The sequence below is a fragment of the Burkholderia sp. AU31624 genome, assembly GCF_020420065.1.
Taxonomy (GTDB): domain Bacteria; phylum Pseudomonadota; class Gammaproteobacteria; order Burkholderiales; family Burkholderiaceae; genus Burkholderia.
Genome location: NZ_JAIZRT010000004.1, coordinates 565990 through 585743 on the forward strand (window position 1 = coordinate 565990; position 19754 = coordinate 585743).

Annotated in this window: 23 protein-coding genes; 9 read left to right on the forward strand and 14 right to left on the reverse strand. The window is 65.6% G+C overall.

All coding sequences use genetic code 11. From position 1 onward, the window contains the following. Positions 1–100 precede the first annotated feature (100 nt). Together yjgA and mog are read left to right on the forward strand one after the other, a co-directional pair. Positions 101–706, forward strand: a complete 606-nt coding sequence (gene yjgA, locus LGM89_RS17685; protein WP_272482667.1) for a ribosome biogenesis factor YjgA — start codon at positions 101–103, stop codon at positions 704–706. After that, complete coding sequence (mog, locus tag LGM89_RS17690; RefSeq protein WP_011351366.1) at positions 687–1307, forward strand: molybdopterin adenylyltransferase; 621 nt, start codon at positions 687–689, stop codon at positions 1305–1307. Before yjgA ends, mog begins: the two co-directional genes overlap by 20 nt. Positions 1308–1323: 16 nt before the next feature. On the opposite strand, the gene orn is transcribed toward mog, so the two are convergent. Further along, a complete protein-coding gene (gene orn, locus LGM89_RS17695) occupies positions 1324–1944 on the reverse strand; it encodes an oligoribonuclease (protein WP_089494343.1) in 621 nt (206 codons plus the stop codon). 117 nt (positions 1945–2061) lie between these two features. On the opposite strand from orn, the gene LGM89_RS17700 reads away from it, so the two are divergent. From LGM89_RS17700 to LGM89_RS17710, 3 genes are all read left to right on the forward strand, one after another. Beyond that, positions 2062–3321, forward strand: coding sequence for a M48 family metallopeptidase (locus LGM89_RS17700; protein ID WP_011351364.1), 1260 nt, complete (start codon positions 2062–2064; stop codon positions 3319–3321). Then, positions 3318–4259, forward strand: a complete 942-nt coding sequence (gene rsgA / locus LGM89_RS17705; RefSeq protein WP_226273531.1) for a ribosome small subunit-dependent GTPase A — start codon at positions 3318–3320, stop codon at positions 4257–4259. Before LGM89_RS17700 ends, rsgA begins: the two co-directional genes overlap by 4 nt. A 66-nt stretch (positions 4260–4325) precedes the next feature. Continuing rightward, a complete protein-coding gene (locus LGM89_RS17710; RefSeq protein WP_089424817.1) occupies positions 4326–4646 on the forward strand; it encodes a putative signal transducing protein in 321 nt (106 codons plus the stop codon). 64 nt (positions 4647–4710) lie between these two features. Here the strand turns inward: LGM89_RS17710 and LGM89_RS17715 are convergent, their stop codons facing one another. The 6 genes from LGM89_RS17715 to rpsP all read right to left on the reverse strand — a co-directional run bounded on the left by LGM89_RS17715 (position 4711) and on the right by rpsP (position 8843). Next, positions 4711–5649, reverse strand: coding sequence for a CobD/CbiB family protein (locus LGM89_RS17715; protein WP_011351361.1), 939 nt, complete (start codon positions 5647–5649; stop codon positions 4711–4713). 120 nt (positions 5650–5769) lie between these two features. After that, a complete protein-coding gene (locus LGM89_RS17720; RefSeq protein ID WP_069247448.1) occupies positions 5770–6456 on the reverse strand; it encodes a CoA pyrophosphatase in 687 nt (228 codons plus the stop codon). 87 nt (positions 6457–6543) lie between these two features. Beyond that, positions 6544–6936, reverse strand: a complete 393-nt coding sequence (gene rplS / locus LGM89_RS17725) for a 50S ribosomal protein L19 (protein WP_006753174.1) — start codon at positions 6934–6936, stop codon at positions 6544–6546. Positions 6937–7069: 133 nt separating this feature from the next. Next, on the reverse strand, positions 7070–7864 hold the full coding sequence (trmD, locus tag LGM89_RS17730; RefSeq protein WP_089472387.1) for a tRNA (guanosine(37)-N1)-methyltransferase TrmD: 795 nt from the start codon (positions 7862–7864) through the stop codon (positions 7070–7072). A gap of 1 nt (position 7865) precedes the next feature. Further along, entirely contained in the window at positions 7866–8546 is a 681-nt protein-coding gene (gene rimM / locus LGM89_RS17735; protein ID WP_226273532.1) for a ribosome maturation factor RimM, read from the reverse strand. A gap of 42 nt (positions 8547–8588) precedes the next feature. After that, on the reverse strand, positions 8589–8843 hold the full coding sequence (rpsP, locus tag LGM89_RS17740; RefSeq protein ID WP_006476550.1) for a 30S ribosomal protein S16: 255 nt from the start codon (positions 8841–8843) through the stop codon (positions 8589–8591). 153 nt (positions 8844–8996) lie between these two features. Here rpsP and LGM89_RS17745 point away from each other — a divergent pair, with 153 nt between their 5' ends. Continuing rightward, positions 8997–10136 (forward strand): PQQ-dependent sugar dehydrogenase, encoded by a 1140-nt coding sequence (locus tag LGM89_RS17745; protein WP_226204639.1) that lies wholly within the window; start codon positions 8997–8999, stop codon positions 10134–10136. Between the two features lie 109 nt (positions 10137–10245). Then, positions 10246–10713 carry an NINE protein gene (locus LGM89_RS17750; RefSeq protein WP_226273533.1) on the forward strand — a complete coding sequence of 156 codons (468 nt, stop codon included), beginning with the start codon at positions 10246–10248 and terminating at the stop codon, positions 10711–10713. A 49-nt stretch (positions 10714–10762) separates the two neighbouring features. Here the strand turns inward: LGM89_RS17750 and LGM89_RS17755 are convergent, their stop codons facing one another. Together LGM89_RS17755 and LGM89_RS17760 are read right to left on the reverse strand one after the other, a co-directional pair. Further along, positions 10763–11944: a PA0069 family radical SAM protein gene (locus LGM89_RS17755; RefSeq protein WP_089494341.1), complete on the reverse strand. Its 1182-nt coding sequence runs from the start codon at positions 11942–11944 to the stop codon at positions 10763–10765. A gap of 90 nt (positions 11945–12034) precedes the next feature. Next, positions 12035–12523, reverse strand: a complete 489-nt coding sequence (locus tag LGM89_RS17760) for an Lrp/AsnC ligand binding domain-containing protein (protein ID WP_011351353.1) — start codon at positions 12521–12523, stop codon at positions 12035–12037. A 145-nt stretch (positions 12524–12668) separates the two neighbouring features. On the opposite strand from LGM89_RS17760, the gene LGM89_RS17765 reads away from it, so the two are divergent. Then, entirely contained in the window at positions 12669–13955 is a 1287-nt protein-coding gene (locus tag LGM89_RS17765) for a D-amino acid dehydrogenase (RefSeq protein ID WP_226273534.1), read from the forward strand. 207 nt (positions 13956–14162) lie between these two features. On the opposite strand, the gene LGM89_RS17770 is transcribed toward LGM89_RS17765, so the two are convergent. The 5 genes from LGM89_RS17770 to LGM89_RS17790 all read right to left on the reverse strand — a co-directional run bounded on the left by LGM89_RS17770 (position 14163) and on the right by LGM89_RS17790 (position 18594). Beyond that, the gene (locus LGM89_RS17770) at positions 14163–15098 is read right to left on the reverse strand and encodes an electron transfer flavoprotein subunit alpha/FixB family protein (RefSeq protein ID WP_059666582.1); all 936 of its coding nucleotides are present in this window, start codon (positions 15096–15098) and stop codon (positions 14163–14165) included. Positions 15099–15114: 16 nt separating this feature from the next. Continuing rightward, positions 15115–15864 (reverse strand): electron transfer flavoprotein subunit beta/FixA family protein, encoded by a 750-nt coding sequence (locus tag LGM89_RS17775; protein ID WP_089439507.1) that lies wholly within the window; start codon positions 15862–15864, stop codon positions 15115–15117. Positions 15865–16092: 228 nt separating this feature from the next. Beyond that, positions 16093–16887, reverse strand: coding sequence for a MetQ/NlpA family ABC transporter substrate-binding protein (locus LGM89_RS17780; RefSeq protein ID WP_089494339.1), 795 nt, complete (start codon positions 16885–16887; stop codon positions 16093–16095). 29 nt (positions 16888–16916) lie between these two features. After that, positions 16917–17570 (reverse strand): methionine ABC transporter permease, encoded by a 654-nt coding sequence (locus LGM89_RS17785; RefSeq protein ID WP_011351347.1) that lies wholly within the window; start codon positions 17568–17570, stop codon positions 16917–16919. Further along, positions 17560–18594, reverse strand: coding sequence for a methionine ABC transporter ATP-binding protein (locus LGM89_RS17790; RefSeq protein ID WP_226273535.1), 1035 nt, complete (start codon positions 18592–18594; stop codon positions 17560–17562). Before LGM89_RS17790 ends, LGM89_RS17785 begins: the two co-directional genes overlap by 11 nt. Positions 18595–18813: 219 nt before the next feature. Between LGM89_RS17790 and LGM89_RS17795 the strand changes: the two genes are divergently transcribed. Then, positions 18814–19734: an alpha/beta hydrolase gene (locus LGM89_RS17795; RefSeq protein ID WP_226273536.1), complete on the forward strand. Its 921-nt coding sequence runs from the start codon at positions 18814–18816 to the stop codon at positions 19732–19734. Positions 19735–19754: the final 20 nt, after the last annotated feature.

The window sequence follows — 19754 nt, forward strand, 5'->3', positions numbered from 1 at the left end:
GCCCGCATGTTCAAAATGTTGCGTATCCCGCGATCATAGCAAGGTCCGGGGCCGGACACCGACAAGCTTGGGGTGTCCGCGGCGCGATACAATGCCGTCCATGACACGCAAAACCCGAATCCAGCCGATCGAGCATGCCGCCGAAGACGACGACAATGGCTACGATCGCCCCAGCAAATCCCAGTTGAAGCGCGAGATGCACGAGCTGCAGGTGCTCGGCCAGGCACTCGTCGATCTGCCGAAGGACGCGCTGAAACGCATGCCGATGCCCGAAAGCCTCGGCGACGCCGTGCGCGAGGCGCGCCGGATCACCGATCACGAAGGCAAGCGCCGCCAGCTCCAGTACGTCGGCCGCGTGATGCGCTCGCTGACCGACGACGAGACGGCCGCGCTGCGCACCGCGCTCGACGCGCAGCGCGGCGTGAACAAGGCCGCGACGGCCCGCCTGCACTGGATCGAACGCACCCGCGAACAGTTGCTCGCGAGCGACGACGCGCTGACCGAATTCCTGCGCCAGCATCCGGAAGCCGACATCCAGGAAGGCCGCACGCTGATTCGCAACGCACGCAAGGAAGCGCAGCAAGGCAAGCCGCCGCGCTATTTCCGCGAGCTGTTCCAGTGGATCAAGACCGCCGGCGGCACGTCCCATGCGGACGACGAAGCGGCGGACGATGCCGGAGACGACCATGACGACGACGAAGCGTAACCATCCGGACGAGCTCGTCGTCGGCCTCGTGTCGATCAGCGACCGCGCGAGCACCGGTGTCTACGAGGACAAAGGCATTCCCGCGCTGCAGGAGTGGCTCGCCGGCGCGCTGGTGTCGCCGTGGCGCGCCGAAACGCGCCTGATCCAGGACGACGCGCCGACGATCTCCGCCACGCTCGCCGAACTCGTCGACGTCGCGGGGTGCGACCTCGTGCTGACGACGGGCGGCACGGGCCCGGCGCGCCGCGACGTGACGCCCGAGGCCACGCTGGCCGTGGCGACGAAGGAAATGCCGGGATTCGGCGAACAGATGCGGCAGATCAGCCTGAATTTCGTGCCGACCGCGATCCTGTCGCGGCAGGTCGCGGTGATCCGCGAGACGGCCGACCATGCGGCGCTGATCGTCAACCTGCCCGGCCAGCCGAAGTCGATCCGGGAAACGCTCGAAGGGCTCCGCGACGCCGACGGCAAGTCGACCGTGCCCGGCATCTTCGCCGCGGTGCCCTACTGCATCGACCTGATCGGCGGCCCTTACATCGAGACCGACGCCGCGGTGGTCGCGGCGTTCCGGCCGAAAAGCGCTCAGCGCGCACCGCGCTAGGCGCGTGCCGGATCGCTCAGGCGGCCGGCGCGGACTCGCCTGCCGAAGCCGATGCGGCCGGAATCAGGAAATGCTCGCGGTAGTACTTCAGCTCGTCGATCGACTCGTGGATGTCCGCGAGCGCCGTGTGCATTGCCCGCTTCTGGAAACCCTTGTAGATCGCGGGCTGCCAGCGACGGCACAGCTCCTTGAGCGTGCTGACGTCGAGGTTGCGGTAGTGAAAGAACCGCTCGAATTCGGGCATCCAGCGCGCCATGAAGCGGCGGTCCTGGCAGATCGAGTTGCCGCACATCGGCGACTTGCCGGGCGACACGTACTGCGCGAGGAAGGCCTGCAATTGCGCGGCGGCTTCCGCCTCGGTCACGGTCGACGCGCGCACGCGGTCGATCAGGCCCGAGCGGCCGTGCGTCGACTTGTTCCAGTCGTCCATCTTCGCGAGCGTTTCGTCGCTCTGGTGGATCGCGAACACGGGGCCTTCGACGGCGATGTCGAGCGTGGAATTGGTCACGACGACCGCGATCTCGATGATGCGGTCGTTATCCGGGTCGAGGCCCGTCATCTCCATGTCGAGCCAGACGAGGTTCAACTCGTTGCGCACGAGCGCGGGCTGGCTGGCGGAAGCGGCGGTATCGGTCATGAGTCATCCTGGAAAATGGCGGACGGCGCGCGGCGCCGCCCGGGCGGCCGGCATCGCATCAGCGGGGCCGGTCCGCTAGAACATATAATTCTCGCATAGAACCCTTTGGCGCCTTCGATGTCACCCTTTTCGTTCACCCTGCTGTTCGCGCTCGCCGTGCTCGCGATGGTCGTCACCAAGCTGTGGCTCGCGTCGCGGCAGATCCGCTTCGTCGCGGCGCACCGCAACGGCGTCCCCGCGCAGTTCAGCGCAACCATCCCGCTGACCGCCCACCAGCGCGCGGCCGACTATACGGTCGAGCGCACCCGGTTGACGATGCTCGAAATCGTCGTCAGCGCGGCCGTGCTGGTCGGCCTCACGCTGCTCGGCGGCGTCGGCGCACTCGACACGCTGCTCACCGGCTGGATCGGCCGCGGCTACGGGCAGCAGGTCGCGCTCGTCGCCGCCGTGCTCGTGATCACGAGCGTCATCGACGTCCCGTTCGAGTATTACCGCCAGTTCGGGATCGAACAGCGTTTCGGCTTCAACCGGATGACCAAGCGGCTGTTCTTCACCGACATGCTGAAAAACTCGCTGCTCGGCGCCGCGCTCGGCCTGCCGCTGCTGTTCGTCGTGCTGTGGCTGATGAACCAGGCCGGCAGCCTGTGGTGGCTGTGGACCTGGATCGTCTGGGTCGCGTTCCAGATGCTCGTGCTGCTGATCTACCCGACCTTCATCGCACCGATCTTCAACAAGTTCGAACCGCTGAAGGACGACGCGCTGCGCGCGCGCATCGAGTCGCTGATGAAGCGCTGCGGCTTTGCGGCGAAGGGGCTGTTCGTGATGGACGGCAGCCGCCGCTCCGCGCACGGCAACGCATACTTCACGGGCTTCGGCGCGTCGAAGCGGATCGTGTTCTTCGACACGCTGCTCGCGCGCCTGTCCGGCCAGGAAATCGAAGCCGTGCTCGCGCACGAACTCGGCCACTTCAAGCGTCGCCACGTGATGAAGCGGATGCTCGTGTCGTTCGTGCTGAGCCTCGTGCTGCTCGCGCTGCTCGGCTGGCTGGCGCAACGCACGTGGTTCTACACGGGGCTCGGCGTCACGCCATCGCTCGACACGAGCAACGCGGGCGCCGCGCTCGTGCTGTTCTTCCTCGCGATTCCCGTGTTCCTGTTCTTCGCAACGCCGTTCGGCAGCCTCACGTCGCGCAAGCACGAATTCGAGGCCGACGCATTCGCCGCCAGCCAGACCGACGCGCAGGATCTCGTCAGCGCGCTCGTGAAGCTCTATGAGGACAACGCGTCGACGCTGACGCCCGACCCCGTCTACACGGCCTTCTACTACTCGCATCCGCCTGCATCGCAGCGGATCGACCGCCTGATGCAGCACGCATGAGCCGGCCGACCTCCCGCAAGCCGACCCCGCGCGCGTCGAATGCGCAACGGGTCGAAGGCCGCGTGATCGCGGCACACGGGCGCCACTACATCGTCGCGCCCGACGACGGCGGCCCGATGCTGCAGTGCTTCCCGCGCGGCAAGAAGAGCGACATCGCGGTCGGCGACCGTGTCGTGTACGAACTCGCATCGGCCGACCAGGGCGTCATCGTCGAGATCGGCGAGCGGCGCAACCTGCTGTACCGTTCCGACCAGTTCAAGTCGAAGCTGTTCGCGGCCAACCTCGATCAATTGCTGATCGTGCTCGCGACCGAGCCCTACTTCAGCGAGGACCTGCTCGGCCGCGCGCTGATCGCCGCCGAGGCGAACGAGCTGAAGCCGCTCGTCGTGCTGAACAAGATCGACGTCGAAGCCGCGCTGCCGGTCGCGCGCGAGCGCCTCGCGCCCTACCGCGCCCTTGGCTACGACGTGCTCGAGCTGTCCGTGAAGGGCTCACCCGACGACGCGCGCGCACAACTGATGCCGCACCTCGCCGGGCATTCGACGATCCTGCTCGGCCAGTCCGGGATGGGCAAGTCGACGCTCGTGAACCTGCTCGTTCCCGATGCCGAAGCCGCCACGCGCGAGATTTCGGCCGCGCTCAACAGCGGCCGTCACACGACGACGTTCACGCGCCTCTACCCATTGGCGGGCGGCGGCGCGCTGATCGATTCGCCGGGCTTCCAGGAATTCGGCCTCTACCACCTGACGGAAGGCCGTCTCGAGCGCGCCTTTCCGGAGTTCCGGCCGCTGCTGGCCGACTGCCGTTTCTATAATTGCCATCATCTGCACGAACCCGGCTGCGCGATTCTCGACGCTGTCGCCGACGGCCGCATCGCACCGTCGCGGCATGCGCTGTATGCGCAGCTCGTGCACGAGGCGAGCCAGATCGTCCGCTGACCGCACGGCACGCGCGCGGCGGCCAGCCGGCGCCATGCGGGCCGGCGTTCACCAACAGGAGCCGCGATGCGTTTCAAGGCACCCGATCTCGCGACGGCGCAGCATTGGGCCAACGTGCTTCAGGTAGCCGGCATCGGTTGCGAACTGCATAACTGCTACGCGACCGGCGCGCTCGGCGGCCTGCCCGCCGACGCCTGCACGCCCGAACTGTGGCTCGACGACGAACGCGACGACGCACTCGCACGCCGGCTCCTCGATGCCGCGTCGCACGGCCCGTCGGCCGGCGCCGCGCCGTGGCGCTGCCGGCAGTGCGGTGAGGCGCTCGAAGCCCAGTTCACCGCGTGCTGGCAATGCGGCGCCGTGCGCGATCCGCTGGAGGACGACTGACCCACAGCAAAAAGGCCGGCTTCAAGCCGGCCTTCTGCCTTTCATCGGGTACCGCACTGCCCCGTCACGACACCCAGACGGCGAGCGTCAGCATCAGCAGCAGAATCATCCACAGGATCACCGCACGCCAGACGAGGCCCACCGCGGATTGCAGCGTCCGCGGCGTGCAATCGTCACCGACCGTCAGCGGGCCGCTGTCGCCGACGGCCAGCGCATCGAGGCTCGACGGTTCCGCGAGCGGCCCCGCGAGGCGTGCGCCGAGCGCACCGCTGCCGGCTGCCAGCAGGACGCCATCGTTCGGATCGGGCCATTGGCGCGTGTGGTTGCGCCACGCATAGATCGCGTCCTCGAAATTGCCGACGATCGCGAAGCCGAGCGCGGTCAATCGCGCGGGAATCCAGTCGATCACGAAGAACGCACGCTGCGCGAACGTCGAGAACGCCGCCGTGCGGTCGTCGCCCGGCGTCGACCAGCTGCGCGCGAGGTATTCGGAAATCCGGTAGAGCACGGCACCGGCCGGCCCGATCGGCAGCACGTACCAGAAGAACACGCCGAACACGTGGCGATGCGATGCGACCACGGCGTGAATCAGCGTATGGCGGACGATTTCGCCGACCGGCATGTCGACCGTGTCGATGCCTGTCCACTCGTGCAGGATTTCGCGCGCACGCGGCACGTCGTCGTTATTGAGCGCGAGGTGGATGTCGGTGAAGTAATGGCTGAACTGACGGAAACCGAGCGTGAAATACACGACGACGACGTTCCAGATGAATGCGAGCACGAAGCTCACCTTGAACAGCAGGAAATAGATCAGCGCGACGATCAGCACCCACGGCAGCACGACCGCGAGCCAGGCGAGGATGCCGTGCTTCTGCTTGCCCGCGTCGAGACCATGCGCGACGGTTTCCGCATGAAACTGGAACAGCGCGAACACCGGATTGTTCGGCGACAACGCGCGGACCTGTTCGATGATGAGAGCGAGGAGAACCGAAAAGAAAGTCATGCGTGGCGCCGTCTTCGGAGTTATGTCATTTTTTGCATAACGATAGCACAGCGTAAGCACCGGATGGCTGCCGGTGCAGTCGCCCGCCAGCCGGCCACGCACGCCGATAATCGTGCACGCCTAGCCGGCGGCCAAGAAGCGGTACAGATTGCGCAACATGCCGGCAGTTGCGCCCCAGATGAAGTAATGCCCGCCGGGTTCGCCATTCGGATAGGGCATCGCAAAAAAACGACGCTCGCCGCCTTCCCAGCGGAACACACGAACCTGATGGTTCGCGGGATTCATCAGGAACGCGAGCGGGACCTCGAAAATCTCGGCCACTTCGAACGTGTCGGCCTGCACGGTGAACGGCGGATGCACGAGGCCGACCACCGGTGTCACGCAAAAGCCCGTACCGGTCAGGTAGTCGGGCAGCGCGCCGAGGATCTCGACACGCTCGTCTGCCAGACCGATCTCTTCCTTCGCCTCGCGCAACGCGGTGGCGGTTGCATCGCGATCGAACGGCTCGCGACGACCGCCGGGGAAGCTGATTTGTCCGGCGTGGTCGTTCAGGTGGTCGGCGCGCTGGGTCAGCAGCATGGTGAGACCGGACTCGCGGACGACGAGCGGCACGAGGACGGCCGCGCTGCGTGGATCGACGCCCTCCTGCAGCCTCGCCTCGCCGGGCTCGACGCTCCATTCGAGCGTGCGCGCGAAACGGTCGCGCAGGCCGGACGGCGTCATCAGGCGGGAATCGATGGCCGGCAGGCCGGCGCCGGTGCCTTCGACCGGCAGGACTTCGGGATCGATGATGGGGCGGCGATTCAATGGGGCTCTCGGGTTCGTGTCGTATCGAGCATATTCTCGCGCCAGAATGAAAAAAGCACCCGGTTGGGTGCTTTTTCCTTACAGCTCTTACTCTTGGGAAGCTGCTGCGGCGCGATCCTTCGACACCAGCTTTTCCTTGATACGAGCCGACTTGCCCGAACGCTCGCGCAGGTAGTACAGCTTCGCACGACGCACATCACCGCGGCGCTTCACGACGATGCTTGCCAGCAGCGGCGAGTACGTCTGGAACGTACGCTCGACGCCTTCGCCCGACGAGATCTTGCGGACGATGAAGTTCGAGTTCAGACCACGGTTGCGAATCGCGATCACGACGCCTTCGTAAGCCTGAACGCGCTTGCGGTTACCTTCAACCACGTTCACGTTCACGATCACCGTGTCGCCCGGGGCGAATTCGGGGATCGTCTTGCCGGCGAGCGCGCGCTCGATTTCTTCCTGCTCAAGTTTTGCGATCAGATTCATTACTGACTCCTTATGCCATCGTGTCGGCGTTCACACCCGCCTGCTTCCAGGCCTGGCCCCGATAGAGGATGGATTCACATCAGGCGCCGCACACGCATGTACGGCACCGCCAATTCCCGCTCGCGCAGCCGCCTCAGGAGGCGTCCTTCGCTTCGCGTGCGAGGTTCGCGAGCCACGCCTCGTCGGCACGGCTCAACAACTTCTCGCGGCGCGCCCGGACGATCAGGTCCGGCCGCTTCCGCAACGTATTTCTCAATGCTTCCTGGCGCCGCCACTTCTCGATCTCGGCATGATGCCCGCCGAGCAGCACGTCCGGTACGCGCACGCCGTCGTATTCCTCGGGGCGCGTGTAGTGCGGACAATCGAGCAGGCCGTCAGCGAAACTGTCCTGCACGGCCGACAGCGAATCGTTCAGCACACCAGGCAGCAACCGTACGACAGCATCCATCATCGCCATCGCCGGCAATTCTCCGCCGGACAGGACGAAATCGCCGAGGCTGATTTCCTCGTCGACGCAACGATCGAGCAGGCGCTGGTCGATCGCTTCGTAGCGGCCGCACAGCACGACGACACCGGGTTCCTGCGCCATCCGCACCGCACGCTCGTGCGTGAGCGGCGCGCCCTGCGGCGACATCATCACGACACGCGTGCTCGCGATGCCCTGCTCCGCCTGCGCCGCTTTCGCGGCATCGATTGCGGCTTCGAGCGGCCTGGCCAGCATCACCATGCCCGGACCACCGCCGTACGGACGATCGTCGACCGTGCGGTAGTTGTCCGTCGTGAAATCACGCGGATTCCAGGTGCGCAGCCCGAAGCGCCCTTGCTTGACGGCCCGGCTGGTGATCCCCCAGTCGGTCAGTGCACGGAACATCTCGGGAAAGAGCGTGACGACGTCGAACTGCACCGCGCTCTCGGTAACCTGGTTCATTTCAGTAATCGGCTTCCCAGTCGACGACGATGCGACGCGCCGCCTGATCCACCGTTTTGACGTATACGCCGACGAACGGAATCAACCGCTCGTCGGTAGTCGGCTGACCGTCTTTGCCGGTCGCCGGATACTCGACACGCATGATCGAATGCACGCCATTGTCGATCATCCCGCTCACCTTCCCGAGCGCCACCGATTGCTCGTTGACGACGTCGAGACCGATCAGGTCGACCCAATAGAATTCGTCCGCGGCCAATGCCGGGAAATCTTCCCGGCGCACGAACACGCGAAAGCCGCGCATCGCGTACGCGGCATCGCGGTCGCTGACGCCCGCGGGTTGCGCAACGACGGTGTCGCTGTGCGCCTTCGACTGCACGATGCGGACGGAAAGCCGCTCCGCACCGCGTTCCAGCCACCAGTGGCGCGCCTTGAGCAGCGCATCGCCACCGCGGCCGGCGTCGGCATGCGTCGCCACCTTGACCCAACCCTTCAGGCCATAGGCGTCGACCAACGCTCCGACCTCGACGGCATCGTCGGGCCAGGCTTGCGCCACTTCGAGACTGCCCTGCTGCTCGGCAGCCTGACCGGCGTTCGCGACAGCGTCGCGCTCGACCGGCTTGCGGACGAATGCGCCAAACGACGCACGCCCGCGCCTTGCATTACCGGAATCGTGACCCGCCATCAATGCACCTCACAGCCGGCACGACCGGCACACCGTGCCATGTTAGGCAGCCGGTTGCGCCTTTTGCGCTTCCTTCACGAGACGCTGGACGGTCGGCGACAGTTGCGCGCCAACACCTTGCCAGTACGTCAGACGATCCTGAGCGATACGCAGCGATTCGCCCTTCGTAGCGACCGGGTTGTAGAAGCCGACGCGCTCGATGAAGCGGCCGTCACGACGGTTGCGCGAATCGGTAGCAACGATGTTGTAGAACGGGCGCTTCTTCGAGCCGCCACGAGCCAGACGGATGATAACCATATGATGTCCTTCGGGAAAACCGGGTTCGAAACTACTGAAACACGCGATTATAGCCGGAAACTAGAGGTACAACAAACACTTACGCGGAAAAAATCCGGAGGCGGCCTGTCCGCCGGGCATACAATCGTCGTGTCCGGGAGGTTCCACACCGTCATGCCGCCCCTTCGCGCCGCCTCGATGCGCCGCGCGCAGCACCATTTCGCGGCGCTGCTTGCCGGCCTTGCCTGCCTCGTGTCCGCACTGGCGTTTGCCGCGCCGTTGCCGGTGGGCGAACTCGTCGTGCCGCCCGGCTTCCACGTCGAAGTGCTGGTCGACGCGGTACCGACCGCGCGCGAAATGGCGTGGTCGCCGCGCGGCATCCTGTATGTCGGCACCCGGGAAGGCCGCGTTCACGCATTCGTCATGCACGAGGGCCGGATCAGTGCGCGCTATGTTGTAGCGTCCGGGCTCGACATGCCCGTCGGCGTCGCCTACCGTGGCGGCGCGCTCTATATATCCGCCGTCTCACGCATTCTGCGTCTGGATCGTATCGACGACCGGCTGGCCACGCCGCCCGCACCTGCCGTCGTCACCGACGCGCTGCCGACCGAACACCATCACGGCTGGAAATTCATCGCGTTCGGCCCCGACGGCAAGCTGTATGTCCCGACCGGCGCACCGTGCAACGTCTGTCTCGCCGATCGCAACCGCTACGCGATCATCGCACGCATGAAGGCGGACGGCAGCGGGAACGAGGTGGTCGCCCGCGGCGTACGCAATACGGTCGGCTTCGCGTGGCACCCCGATTCGGGCGAGCTTTGGTTTACCGACAACGGGCGCGACATGATGGGCGACGACGTGCCCGACGACAAGCTGAACCGCGCACCGCGCGCCGGCCTCGACTTCGGCTTCCCATACTGCCATGGCGGCGACACGCCCGACCCCGAATTCGGCGGCGCCGACGTATGCCGCCGTTATGTGCCGCCCGTATTGAAACTCGGGGCTCACGTCGCAGCACTCGGCATGCGCTTCTATACAGGGTCGATGTTTCCGGCCTCGTATCGCAATAATGTCTTCATCGCCGAACACGGCTCGTGGAATCGCAGCACGAAGGTCGGCTACCGCGTGATGCGCGTCGTCGTCTCGGCGGATGGCAGCCAGTCGCGCCAGACCCCGTTCGTCACGGGCTGGCTACGACCCGACGGCACGGTATGGGGGCGCCCCGCCGACGTACTGCCGCTGCCGGACGGCTCGCTGCTTGTCAGCGACGACTACGCGGGTGCGATCTACCGCGTGACCTATGCGGCACCTTGACGCAGGACAGGGATGACCGGGCCCGACCGGGCATCGTAGAATGCGTGCCGGGCCGCGCGCCCGCGCCGGCCCGCCGGCCGCCCATGCCAACGACAATACGCCGCCATCCATGTCCAGCAGCACCGCACCGTCCCGCCGCTTTCGCTCCAAGACGCTCACCGCCGCCCTCGCGTTCCTGTTCGGATCGCTCGGCGCGCACCGCTTCTATCTGTATGGCTTTCGCGACGTGTTCGGCTGGGCGCACCTGCTCGCGACGATCGTCGGCATTCCGGGCTTCCTCCTGCTCGCCGCAACCCAGCGCAGCGCGGGCCTCGGCTGGTGGCTTGCCGTTCCCGGCGGGATCTCGCTGCTGGCGGCGTTCCTTGCCGCGCTCGTCTACGGGCTGCGCCCCGATGAAAAATGGGACACGCAATTCAACTCGGAGACAGGCAAGCACAGCAAGTCGGGCTGGACCGTGATCTTCGTGGTGATCTTCTCGCTGCTGATCGGTGCCTTCCTGCTGATGACCGCACTCGCGCTGTCGTTCCAGACGTACTTCGAGTCACAGGTCGAAGCGGCGAAGCAGATTTCGCAGTAAGCGTAACGGCCGCTACGCACAGGCGCCCTGCTTCGGTTTGGCACGCCGGTCAGAACAGGTTCAATTGCGAGTCGTCACGCGACTGCATCGACCGCGTTGCGGCTGAACGAACAGCAACGCGCGGCGCCGCGGCGGCCGGCGCACCGCGAAACTGCGACAGATCGAGAATCCCGTTCGTGCGCTCGTTCAACCCGAGCCGCTTGACGGCCTGGCGGAAACGCTGCCGCAGCAGGTCGGCCCAGATCCCCTCGCCCTTCATCCGTTTCGAGAAATCCGAGTCGTAGTCCTTCCCGCCGCGCATGTCGCGCACGCGGTTCATCACGCGCTCCGCGCGATCCGGAAAATGCGCGGCAAGCCAGTTCTTGAACAGCGGCGCGACTTCCCACGGCAGCCTCAAGATGATGTAGCTCGCATGCGTCGCGCCGGCTTGCGCGCACGCCTCGAGCACGCGCTCCATGTCGGGCTCGGTGACGAACGGAATCATCGGGGCAATGCTCACGCCGACCGGCACGCCCGCCTCGCTCAGCGCACGAATCGTACGCAACCTGCGCGCCGGTGTTGCCGCGCGCGGCTCGAGCGTGCGCGCGAGATCGGCATCGAGTGTCGTGATCGTGACCGCCGCCATCACCTGCCCGCGTTCGGCCATCGGCGCGAGCAGGTCGAGATCACGCTCGATCAGCGACGACTTCGTGATCGCGGCGAACGGCAACCCGCGATCGTGCATCACCTGGATCACGCTGCGCGTGATGCGCAGGTCGCGCTCGACCGGCTGGTAGGCGTCGGTGTTGACGCCGAGCGCGATCGGCTCCGGCACGTAGCGCTTGCGTGAAATCTCGCGCTCGAGCAGTTCGGCCGCATTGACCTTCGCATAGATGCGGCTTTCGAAATCGAGCCCCGGCGACAGACCGAGATAACTGTGCGTCGGCCGTGCAAAACAATAGATGCAACCGTGCTCGCAGCCGCGATACGGATTGAGCGATACGCTGAATGGAATGTCGGGCGACTGGTTGCGCGTCAGGATGCTCTTCGCACGCTCCTCGAAGACCTGCGTGCGCAGCGGCGCGGGGAAATCGGTATCGTCCGACTCGTGTGTCCAGCCGTCGTCGACCGCTTCGCGCTGCGCGATCTCGTACCGCCCCTGCAAGTTGTCGACCGCACCGCGCCCCTTGCGGGGCACGGGCGGCGCTATCGGAAATTCGTTGTCGGATCGATCGTCCATGTGCCCACCCATTCGCCTGCACCCAATACTGTATATTTATACAGTATTGGGTGCAGGCTGCCAAGGGCGGGATAAAGGGCCCGACGGGCCGCCGCGGGCGCGTCAGTCGCCCACCGCGATCGTCAGCGTCTCCTTGATTTCTTCCATCACGACATAGCTCTTCGACTGCACGGCGCCGGGCAGCTGCAGCAGGATGTCGCCGAGCAGCTTCCGGTAGTCGGCCATCTCGCCGATCCGCGCCTTGATCAGATAGTCGAAATCACCGGACACGAGGTGACACTCGAGCACCTCGTCGATCTTCATCACTTCGCGGCGGAACTGCTCGAACATGTTGCCGCCCTTGTGGCCGAGCGTGATCTCGACAAACACCAGCAGCGCGGCATCCAGCTGGTGCGGGTCGACCCGCGCGTGATAGCCGGTGATCACGCCATCGCGCTCCATACGCCGCACACGCTCGATACACGGCGTCACGGTCAGTCCAACCTGTTCCGCAAGGTCTTTCATCGCCATCCGGCCGTCGTCCTGCAGCAGTTTCAGGATGCGTCGGTCGAGCTTGTCGAGCGAGCGTACGGGCTGACGTTGCGTTCTCATTTGTTTATGCTGAAAACCTGAAAAATACGATAACAAAACCTACACATTCGACAATACCATAGCGCAAAAAACTAGATCAGCTAGAGGTTACACGGAGACGCAGGTGCGCCCGGCCTCGATCTGGTCCCTTCCATCTGGAGCAGCTATGCGAGTCGTCATTCTGGGCAGCGGTGTGGTGGGCGTGGCAAGCGCGTATTACCTCGCGCGCGCCGGCCATGAAGTCACGGTGATCGACCGGGAAGCCGGCCCGGCGCTCGAGACGAGCTTCGCGAACGCAGGCCAGATCTCCCCCGGCTATGCCGCGCCGTGGGCCGCACCCGGCGTACCGCTGAAGGCCGTCAAGTGGATGTTCGAAAAGCACGCGCCGCTCGCGATCCGCCTCGACGGCACGCGCTTCCAGCTCCAATGGATGTATCAGATGCTGCGCAACTGCACGGCCGAGCGCTACGCGGTCAACAAGGGCCGCATGGTCCGCCTTGCCGAATACAGCCGCGACTGCCTGCAGGCACTGCGCGCCGATACCGGCATCCAGTACGAAGGCCGCACGGGCGGCACGCTGCAACTGTTCCGCACGCAGCAGCAACTCGACGGCGCGGCGAAGGACATCGCCGTCCTGCAGGAAGCGAACGTGCCGTTCGAACTGCTTTCCCCGGCCGACCTGAAGAAAGCCGAGCCGGCGCTTGCCGCCGTCTCGCACAAGCTGACGGGCGGCCTGCGCCTGCCGGGTGACGAAACGGGCGACTGCCAGCTGTTCACGACGCGCCTTGCCGCGCTCGCCGAATCGCTTGGCGTGAAGTTCCGCTACAACACGCCGATCGATGCGCTCGCGATCGCGGGCGGCAAGATCGCCGGCGTGCAGTGCGGCAGCGAAACGGTGCGCGCGGACGCGTACGTCGTCGCGCTCGGCTCGTACTCGACGAGCTTCATCTCGAACCTGATGAAGATCCCCGTCTATCCGCTGAAGGGCTATTCGATCACCGCGCCGATCGTCAACGAAGCGGCCGCGCCCGTGTCGACCGTGCTCGACGAGACCTACAAGATCGCGATCACGCGTTTCGACCAGCGCATCCGCGTCGGCGGCATGGCGGAAATCGTCGGCTTCGACAAGAAGCTGCGTGCCGCACGCCGCGAAACGCTCGAAATGTGCGTGAACGACCTGTTCCCGGGCGGCGGCGACACGTCGAAGGCAACGTTCTGGACGGGCCTGCGCCCGATGACGCCGGACGGCACGCCGATCGTCGGCCGTACGCCGGTGTCGAACCTGTTCCTGAACACCGGCCACGGCACGCTCGGCTGGACGATGTCGTGCGGCTCGGGCCAGCTGCTCGCGGACCTGATCTCGGGCAAGATGCCTACGATCCAGGCCGACGACCTGTCGGTGCATCGTTACCTGAAGGACGTGGCCGGCCAGACGCGCCCGGCATACGCATAAGCCGACACAGCCCGCGGCCGTGCAAACGGCCGGCATCAAAAAGAACGGCGCCCTTCGGGGCGCCTTTTTCATTTCATCGAATCGCGTTGTCATGCCGGGCAGCGGCGTGATGGTTCATGAGGTGTCACCCTCTTTCCCCGCTGTCGATGGCGAAAAAAGGGGCGCTCGTCGCGCCCCTCTTCTCGTGTGCTTACCGCTGAAGCGGCTTTAGCCTAGCTCGGCTACGAGCTCCGGCACGAGCGCGAACAGATCACCGACGAGGCCATAGTCGGCCACGCTGAAGATCGGTGCTTCCGGATCCTTGTTGATCGCGACGATCACCTTCGAATCCTTCATGCCGGCCAGATGCTGGATCGCACCCGAGATGCCGACCGCGATGTACAGCTGCGGTGCGACGATCTTGCCGGTCTGGCCGACCTGATAGTCGTTCGGCACGTAGCCTGCGTCGACTGCCGCGCGCGAAGCACCCAGTGCTGCCGACAGCTTGTCCGCCAGCGGCTCCAGCACCTTCGTGTAGTTCTCGCCGCTGCCCAGACCGCGGCCGCCCGACACGATGATGCTTGCGCTCGTCAGTTCCGGACGGTCCAGCTTCGTCACTTCACGGCTCACGAACTGCGACTTGCCGGCATCGGCTGCCGCTTCGATCTTCTCGACCGACGCGCTGCCGCCCTCCGCTGCCACCGGATCGAAGCCCGTCGCACGCACCGTGATGACCTTGATCGGATCGCTCGACTGCACCGTCGCGATCGCGTTGCCTGCGTAGATCGGGCGCTCGAACGTGTCGGCCGAATCGACTGCCGTGATGTCCGAGATCTGCGCGACGTCCAGCTTCGCGGCGATGCGCGGCGCGATGTTCTTGCCGTAGGCCGTCGCCGGCGCGAGGATGTGCGAGTAGTCCTTCGCGATGTTCAGTGCGGTCGCTTCGACGTTTTCCGCGAGGCCCGCTTCGAGTTGCGGCGCGTCGGCCAGGAGGACCTTCGACACACCTGCGATCTTCGCTGCTGCGTCCGCAGCCGCTTGCGCGTTGTGGCCCGCGACCAGCACGTGAATGTCACCGCCGATCTTCGCTGCCGCCGCCACCGTGTTCAACGTCGCGGCCTTGATCGACGCGTTGTCGTGTTCTGCAATCACCAGAATCGTCATTTCTTTCCGCTCCCTCTTACAGCACCTTGGCTTCGGTCTTCAGCTTCTCGACCAGCGTCTTCACGTCCGGCACCTTCACGCCGGCTGCGCGCTTCGGCGGCTCGACCACCTTCAGCGTCTTCAGACGCGGCGTAACGTCGACGCCCAGGTCTTCCGGCTTCACGGTTTCGAGCGGCTTCTTCTTCGCCTTCATGATGTTCGGCAGCGTCACGTAGCGCGGCTCGTTCAGGCGCAGGTCGGTCGTGATGACGGCCGGCAGCGACAGCGACAGCGTTTCCGCGCCGCCGTCCACTTCGCGGGCGACCGTTGCCTTACCGTCGGCCACCGTGACCTTCGATGCGAACGTCGCTTGCGGCAGGCCAGCCAGCGCAGCCAGCATCTGGCCGGTCTGGTTCGAATCGTCGTCGATCGCCTGCTTGCCGAGGATCACCAGTTGCGGCTGTTCCTTGTCGACCAGCGCCTTCAGGATCTTTGCGACGCCCAGCGGCTCGACGCCATCGTTCGATTCGACGAGGATCGCGCGATCCGCGCCGATCGCCAGCGCCGTACGCAGCGTTTCCTGCGCCTGTGCGACACCGACCGACACGGCGATCACTTCGGTCGCCACGCCCGCTTCCTTCAGGCGCACGGCTTCTTCAACCGCGATTTCGTCGAACGGGTTCATCGACATCTTCACGTTCGCGATGTCGACACCCGTGTTGTCCGACTTCACGCGGACCTTCACGTTGTAATCGACCACTCTTTTCACTGGCACCAGGATTTTCATGCACACGCTCCAAAGTTACGAATACGACCAGAGGCCATTCTATAGCGAGGCCTCATGACTGCGCGGCCAAGCGGACCCAACCTTCGTGGTTGTCGAGGATACCGCTTCTTGGCGACGCGCCAATGATAGCGAACGGTCGTTCTATTTTAAAAGAGAAAAAACCCGGACGCAAAGCCCGGGTTTTCGATCATCGACTCTAATCTCGCCGGGCGCCGCGTGCTTCACCTGTTACCAGGCGGCAATGACCGCGCCGCCGAACTTGCCTTCGATGAACTGCTTCACGTCGGCCGAATGATAGGCCGCGACCAGTTTCGCGACCCACGGCTTGTTCCGGTCCGCCTCGCGGATCGCGAGGATGTTCGCGTACGGGCCGTTCGGGCCCTCGATCGCGATCGCGTCCTGTTTCGGTTTCAACCCCGCTTCCATCGCGTAGTTGGTATTGATCGCAGCCGCGTCGACGTCACCGAGCGAGCGCGGAATCTGCGCCGCATCGAGTTCGACGATCTTCAGCTTGCGCGGATTGTCGACGATATCGAGCGGCGTCGCCTTCAGCCCCGCGTCCGCGCGCAGCTTCAGCAGGCCCTGCTTCTGCAGCAACAGCAGCGCACGGCCGCCGTTGGTCGGATCGTTCGGGACCGCGATGCGCGCGCCCGGCTTCAATTCGGCCAGCGACTTCACGCGCTTCGAATAGATGCCCATCGGGAACGTGACGGTATCCGCGACCTTGACCAGCTTGTAGCCGCGGTCCTTCACCTGCGCCTGCAGATACGGATCGTGCTGGTAGCTGTTCGCATCGAGGTCGCCCGACGCAAGCGCGGCGTTCGGCTGCACGTAATCGGAGAATTCGACGATGCGGATGTCGAGGCCGCTCTTCGCCGCGACCTTCTTCACCACTTCCATGATCTGCGCGTGCGGCCCGCCCGTCACGCCCACCTTGATGGTTTCGGCCTGCGCGTGTGCGCCCGCGAACAGCGCGGCCGCGCCCAGTGCCGTCGCGAATTTCAGCATGAAGCGTCGTTGCATCGAGTGTCCCCTGACGGATCAATCTTGTTTTACTTGTGGCTCAGCCGGCGGACGAGCCAGTCGCCGAACGACTGCACGATCTGCACGAACACGATCAGGATCGCGACCACCGTCCACATCACTTCGGGCAGATAGCGCTGGTAGCCGTAGCGGATCCCGAGATCGCCGAGGCCGCCGCCGCCGATCGCGCCCGCCATCGCCGAATAGCCGACCAGCGACACGAACGTGATCGTCAGGCCCGCGACGACGCCCGGCAGCGATTCGGGCAGCAGCACCTTGAAGACGATCTGCGACGTGGTCGCGCCCATCGATTGCGCAGCTTCGATCAGCCCGCGGTCGACTTCGCGCAACGCCGTCTCGACGAGACGCGCGATGAACGGCGCGGCCGCCAGCGTCAGCGGCACGACCGCCGCGGCCGTGCCGATCGACGAACCCGTGACGAGCCGCGTAAACGGAATCACCGCGACCAGCAGGATGATGAACGGCGTCGAGCGGACGGCATTCACGATGCCGCCGAGCACGCGATTCACCGCGAGGTTCTGCAGCACGCCCTGGCGGTCGGTCAGGTAGAGCAGCACGCCGAGCGGCAGGCCGACGAGCGCGCCGACCACCCCGGAGATGCCGACCATGATCAGCGTCTCCCAGAACGACTGCACGAACATATCGAACATCTCACTCAACATACGAAAGCTCCTCTACCACCACACCTTGCTCGCGCAGGAACGCGAGCGCCTGCCCGACCTTGCCCGGCTCCCCTCCCGCGAGCACCGCGAGCGAACCGAACGCCTGCCCCTGGATCTCGTCGATCTGGCCATGCAGGATGTTGAAATCGAGTTCGTACCGGCGAATCGTCTCCGACAGGATCGGCTGGTCGACACCCGAGCCCGTGAACGCGAGCCGCAGCAAATGCCCGCTGCCCGTCTTCAGCCGCTCGGCCACGCGCGCCTTCAACGCGGGCGGCAATTCCTGCGCGATCACGTCGCCGATCAGCGCGCGCGTCACTTCGTGATGCGGCTGCAGGAACACGTCGATCACGCGGCCTTCCTCGACCACGCGCCCCGCATCGAGTACCGCGACGCGATCGCACACCTGCTTGATCACTTCCATCTGGTGCGTGATCAGCACGATCGTCAGGCCGAGCTCACGGTTGATGCGCTTCAGCAGGTCGAGAATCGAACGCGTGGTCTCGGGATCGAGCGCGGATGTCGCTTCGTCCGACAGCAGCACCTTCGGCCGGCTCGCGAGCGCGCGGGCGATGCCGACGCGCTGCTTCTGCCCGCCGCTGATCTGCGACGGATAGCGATCCTTCTGCGCGGACAACCCGACGAGATCGAGCAGCGGCAGCACGGCGGCCTCGATCTCGGCACGGCTTGCGCCGGCCAGTTCGAGCGGCAGCGCGACGTTGTCGAACACCGTGCGCGACGACAGCAGGTTGAAGTGCTGGAAGATCATGCCGATCTCGCGGCGCGCCTCGCGCAGCGCGCCAGCCGGCAGCAGCGTGAGATCACGCCCGCCGACGACGACATTGCCTTCGGTCGGCCGCGTGAGCAGGTTGATGGTGCGCACGAGCGTGCTCTTGCCGGCGCCGCTTCGGCCGATGATGCCGAACACCTCACCCTGCGGAATCGTCAGGTTGATGTTGCGCAGCGCCTCGACCCAGCCACCCGGCCCGGGAAATCGCTGCGAAAGATTGCGTAATTCGATCATGTAAACAAAACGGCGGCCCGGCTGGCGAGTTGGCCCGCCAGTCGGCCGCCGATGCATCTGGAATAGCCGTCGATTTTACCGCAAACCCCTCATTCCCCTTAATAATCGATTTCGATCTTTTCATAACCGCACGAAATTAGAGGAGCTCCGCTGGCGCGCCGCGACGGCGCCGCGACTATGATCCGGAACACACATGCCAACCGACAGGGGACACGCCAGATGACCGCCACCACTACGCCGGCCGCCGCACTCGCCACCGCCGGACCGGCGCCTTCGTCGCCGCCCGCGCCGACCATGGGCCGGCTGCGTACCGCTGACGGGCTCGAACTGGCATCGTACCGGTGGCGCGCCGGCGACGGCTCCACGCCGCCGCGCGCGACGATCGCGCTCGTTCACGGTCTTGCCGAACACGCGGGCCGCTATGCCGCGCTCGCCGGCCGGCTGAATGCGGCCGGCATCGACGTGCTCGCGATCGACCTGCGCGGACACGGCCAGTCACCCGGCAAGCGCGCGTGGGTCGAGCGCTTCGACGGCTACCTGAACGATGCGGATGTGCTTGTCGCCGAAGCCGCGCGCGGCAATTCGCCGCTGTTCCTGATGGGGCACAGCATGGGCGGCGCGGTCGCGGCGCTGTACGCGATCGAACGCGCGCCGACGCGCGGCCACGTGCTGACGGGCCTCGTGCTGTCGAGCCCGGCGCTCGCGCCGGGACGCGACGTGCCGCGCTGGATGCTCGCGGTGAGCCGCGTCATCAGCCGCGTATGGCCGACCTTCCCTGCCATCAGGATCGATGCAGCACTGCTGTCGCGCGATCCGGCCATCGTCGCGGCCAATCGTGCCGATCCGCTCGTGCATCACGGCGCGGTGCCCGCGCGCACCGGCGCGGAGATTCTCGACGCGATGGCGCGCATCGAAAGCGGCCGCGGTGGGCTGCGCGTTCCGGTGCTCGTCTATCACGGGACCGAGGACAAGCTGACCGAGCCCGACGGCAGCCGGGCGTTCGGCGCACGCGTCGGCTCGCCCGATCGCACGCTGACGCTATACGAAGGTGGCTTTCACGAAACGATGAACGATCTCGAACGCGATCGCGTGATCGACGCGCTGATCGCGTGGATTCACGCGCGCGTGCCGGCGCGCTGAGCACGCGCGACACTGGCGGT

Bases quoted from the DNA above. Each gene is read 5' to 3' on its own strand.
- yjgA (WP_272482667.1), top strand. From the start codon at position 101: ATGACACGCAAAACCCGAATCCAGCCGATCGAGCATGCCGCCGAAGAC.
- mog (WP_011351366.1), top strand. From the start codon at position 687: ATGACGACGACGAAGCGTAACCATCCGGACGAGCTCGTCGTCGGCCTC.
- orn (WP_089494343.1), bottom strand. From the start codon at position 1,944: ATGACCGATACCGCCGCTTCCGCCAGCCAGCCCGCGCTCGTGCGCAAC.
- LGM89_RS17700 (WP_011351364.1), top strand. From the start codon at position 2,062: ATGTCACCCTTTTCGTTCACCCTGCTGTTCGCGCTCGCCGTGCTCGCG.
- rsgA (WP_226273531.1), top strand. From the start codon at position 3,318: ATGAGCCGGCCGACCTCCCGCAAGCCGACCCCGCGCGCGTCGAATGCG.
- LGM89_RS17710 (WP_089424817.1), top strand. From the start codon at position 4,326: ATGCGTTTCAAGGCACCCGATCTCGCGACGGCGCAGCATTGGGCCAAC.
- LGM89_RS17715 (WP_011351361.1), bottom strand. From the start codon at position 5,649: ATGACTTTCTTTTCGGTTCTCCTCGCTCTCATCATCGAACAGGTCCGC.
- rplS (WP_006753174.1), bottom strand. From the start codon at position 6,936: ATGAATCTGATCGCAAAACTTGAGCAGGAAGAAATCGAGCGCGCGCTC.
- trmD (WP_089472387.1), bottom strand. From the start codon at position 7,864: ATGAACCAGGTTACCGAGAGCGCGGTGCAGTTCGACGTCGTCACGCTC.
- rimM (WP_226273532.1), bottom strand. From the start codon at position 8,546: ATGGCGGGTCACGATTCCGGTAATGCAAGGCGCGGGCGTGCGTCGTTT.
- rpsP (WP_006476550.1), bottom strand. From the start codon at position 8,843: ATGGTTATCATCCGTCTGGCTCGTGGCGGCTCGAAGAAGCGCCCGTTC.
- LGM89_RS17745 (WP_226204639.1), top strand. From the start codon at position 8,997: ATGCCGCCCCTTCGCGCCGCCTCGATGCGCCGCGCGCAGCACCATTTC.
- LGM89_RS17750 (WP_226273533.1), top strand. From the start codon at position 10,246: ATGTCCAGCAGCACCGCACCGTCCCGCCGCTTTCGCTCCAAGACGCTC.
- LGM89_RS17755 (WP_089494341.1), bottom strand. From the start codon at position 11,944: ATGGGTGGGCACATGGACGATCGATCCGACAACGAATTTCCGATAGCG.
- LGM89_RS17760 (WP_011351353.1), bottom strand. From the start codon at position 12,523: ATGAGAACGCAACGTCAGCCCGTACGCTCGCTCGACAAGCTCGACCGA.
- LGM89_RS17765 (WP_226273534.1), top strand. From the start codon at position 12,669: ATGCGAGTCGTCATTCTGGGCAGCGGTGTGGTGGGCGTGGCAAGCGCG.
- LGM89_RS17770 (WP_059666582.1), bottom strand. From the start codon at position 15,098: ATGACGATTCTGGTGATTGCAGAACACGACAACGCGTCGATCAAGGCC.
- LGM89_RS17775 (WP_089439507.1), bottom strand. From the start codon at position 15,864: ATGAAAATCCTGGTGCCAGTGAAAAGAGTGGTCGATTACAACGTGAAG.
- LGM89_RS17780 (WP_089494339.1), bottom strand. From the start codon at position 16,887: ATGCAACGACGCTTCATGCTGAAATTCGCGACGGCACTGGGCGCGGCC.
- LGM89_RS17785 (WP_011351347.1), bottom strand. From the start codon at position 17,570: ATGTTGAGTGAGATGTTCGATATGTTCGTGCAGTCGTTCTGGGAGACG.
- LGM89_RS17790 (WP_226273535.1), bottom strand. From the start codon at position 18,594: ATGATCGAATTACGCAATCTTTCGCAGCGATTTCCCGGGCCGGGTGGC.
- LGM89_RS17795 (WP_226273536.1), top strand. From the start codon at position 18,814: ATGACCGCCACCACTACGCCGGCCGCCGCACTCGCCACCGCCGGACCG.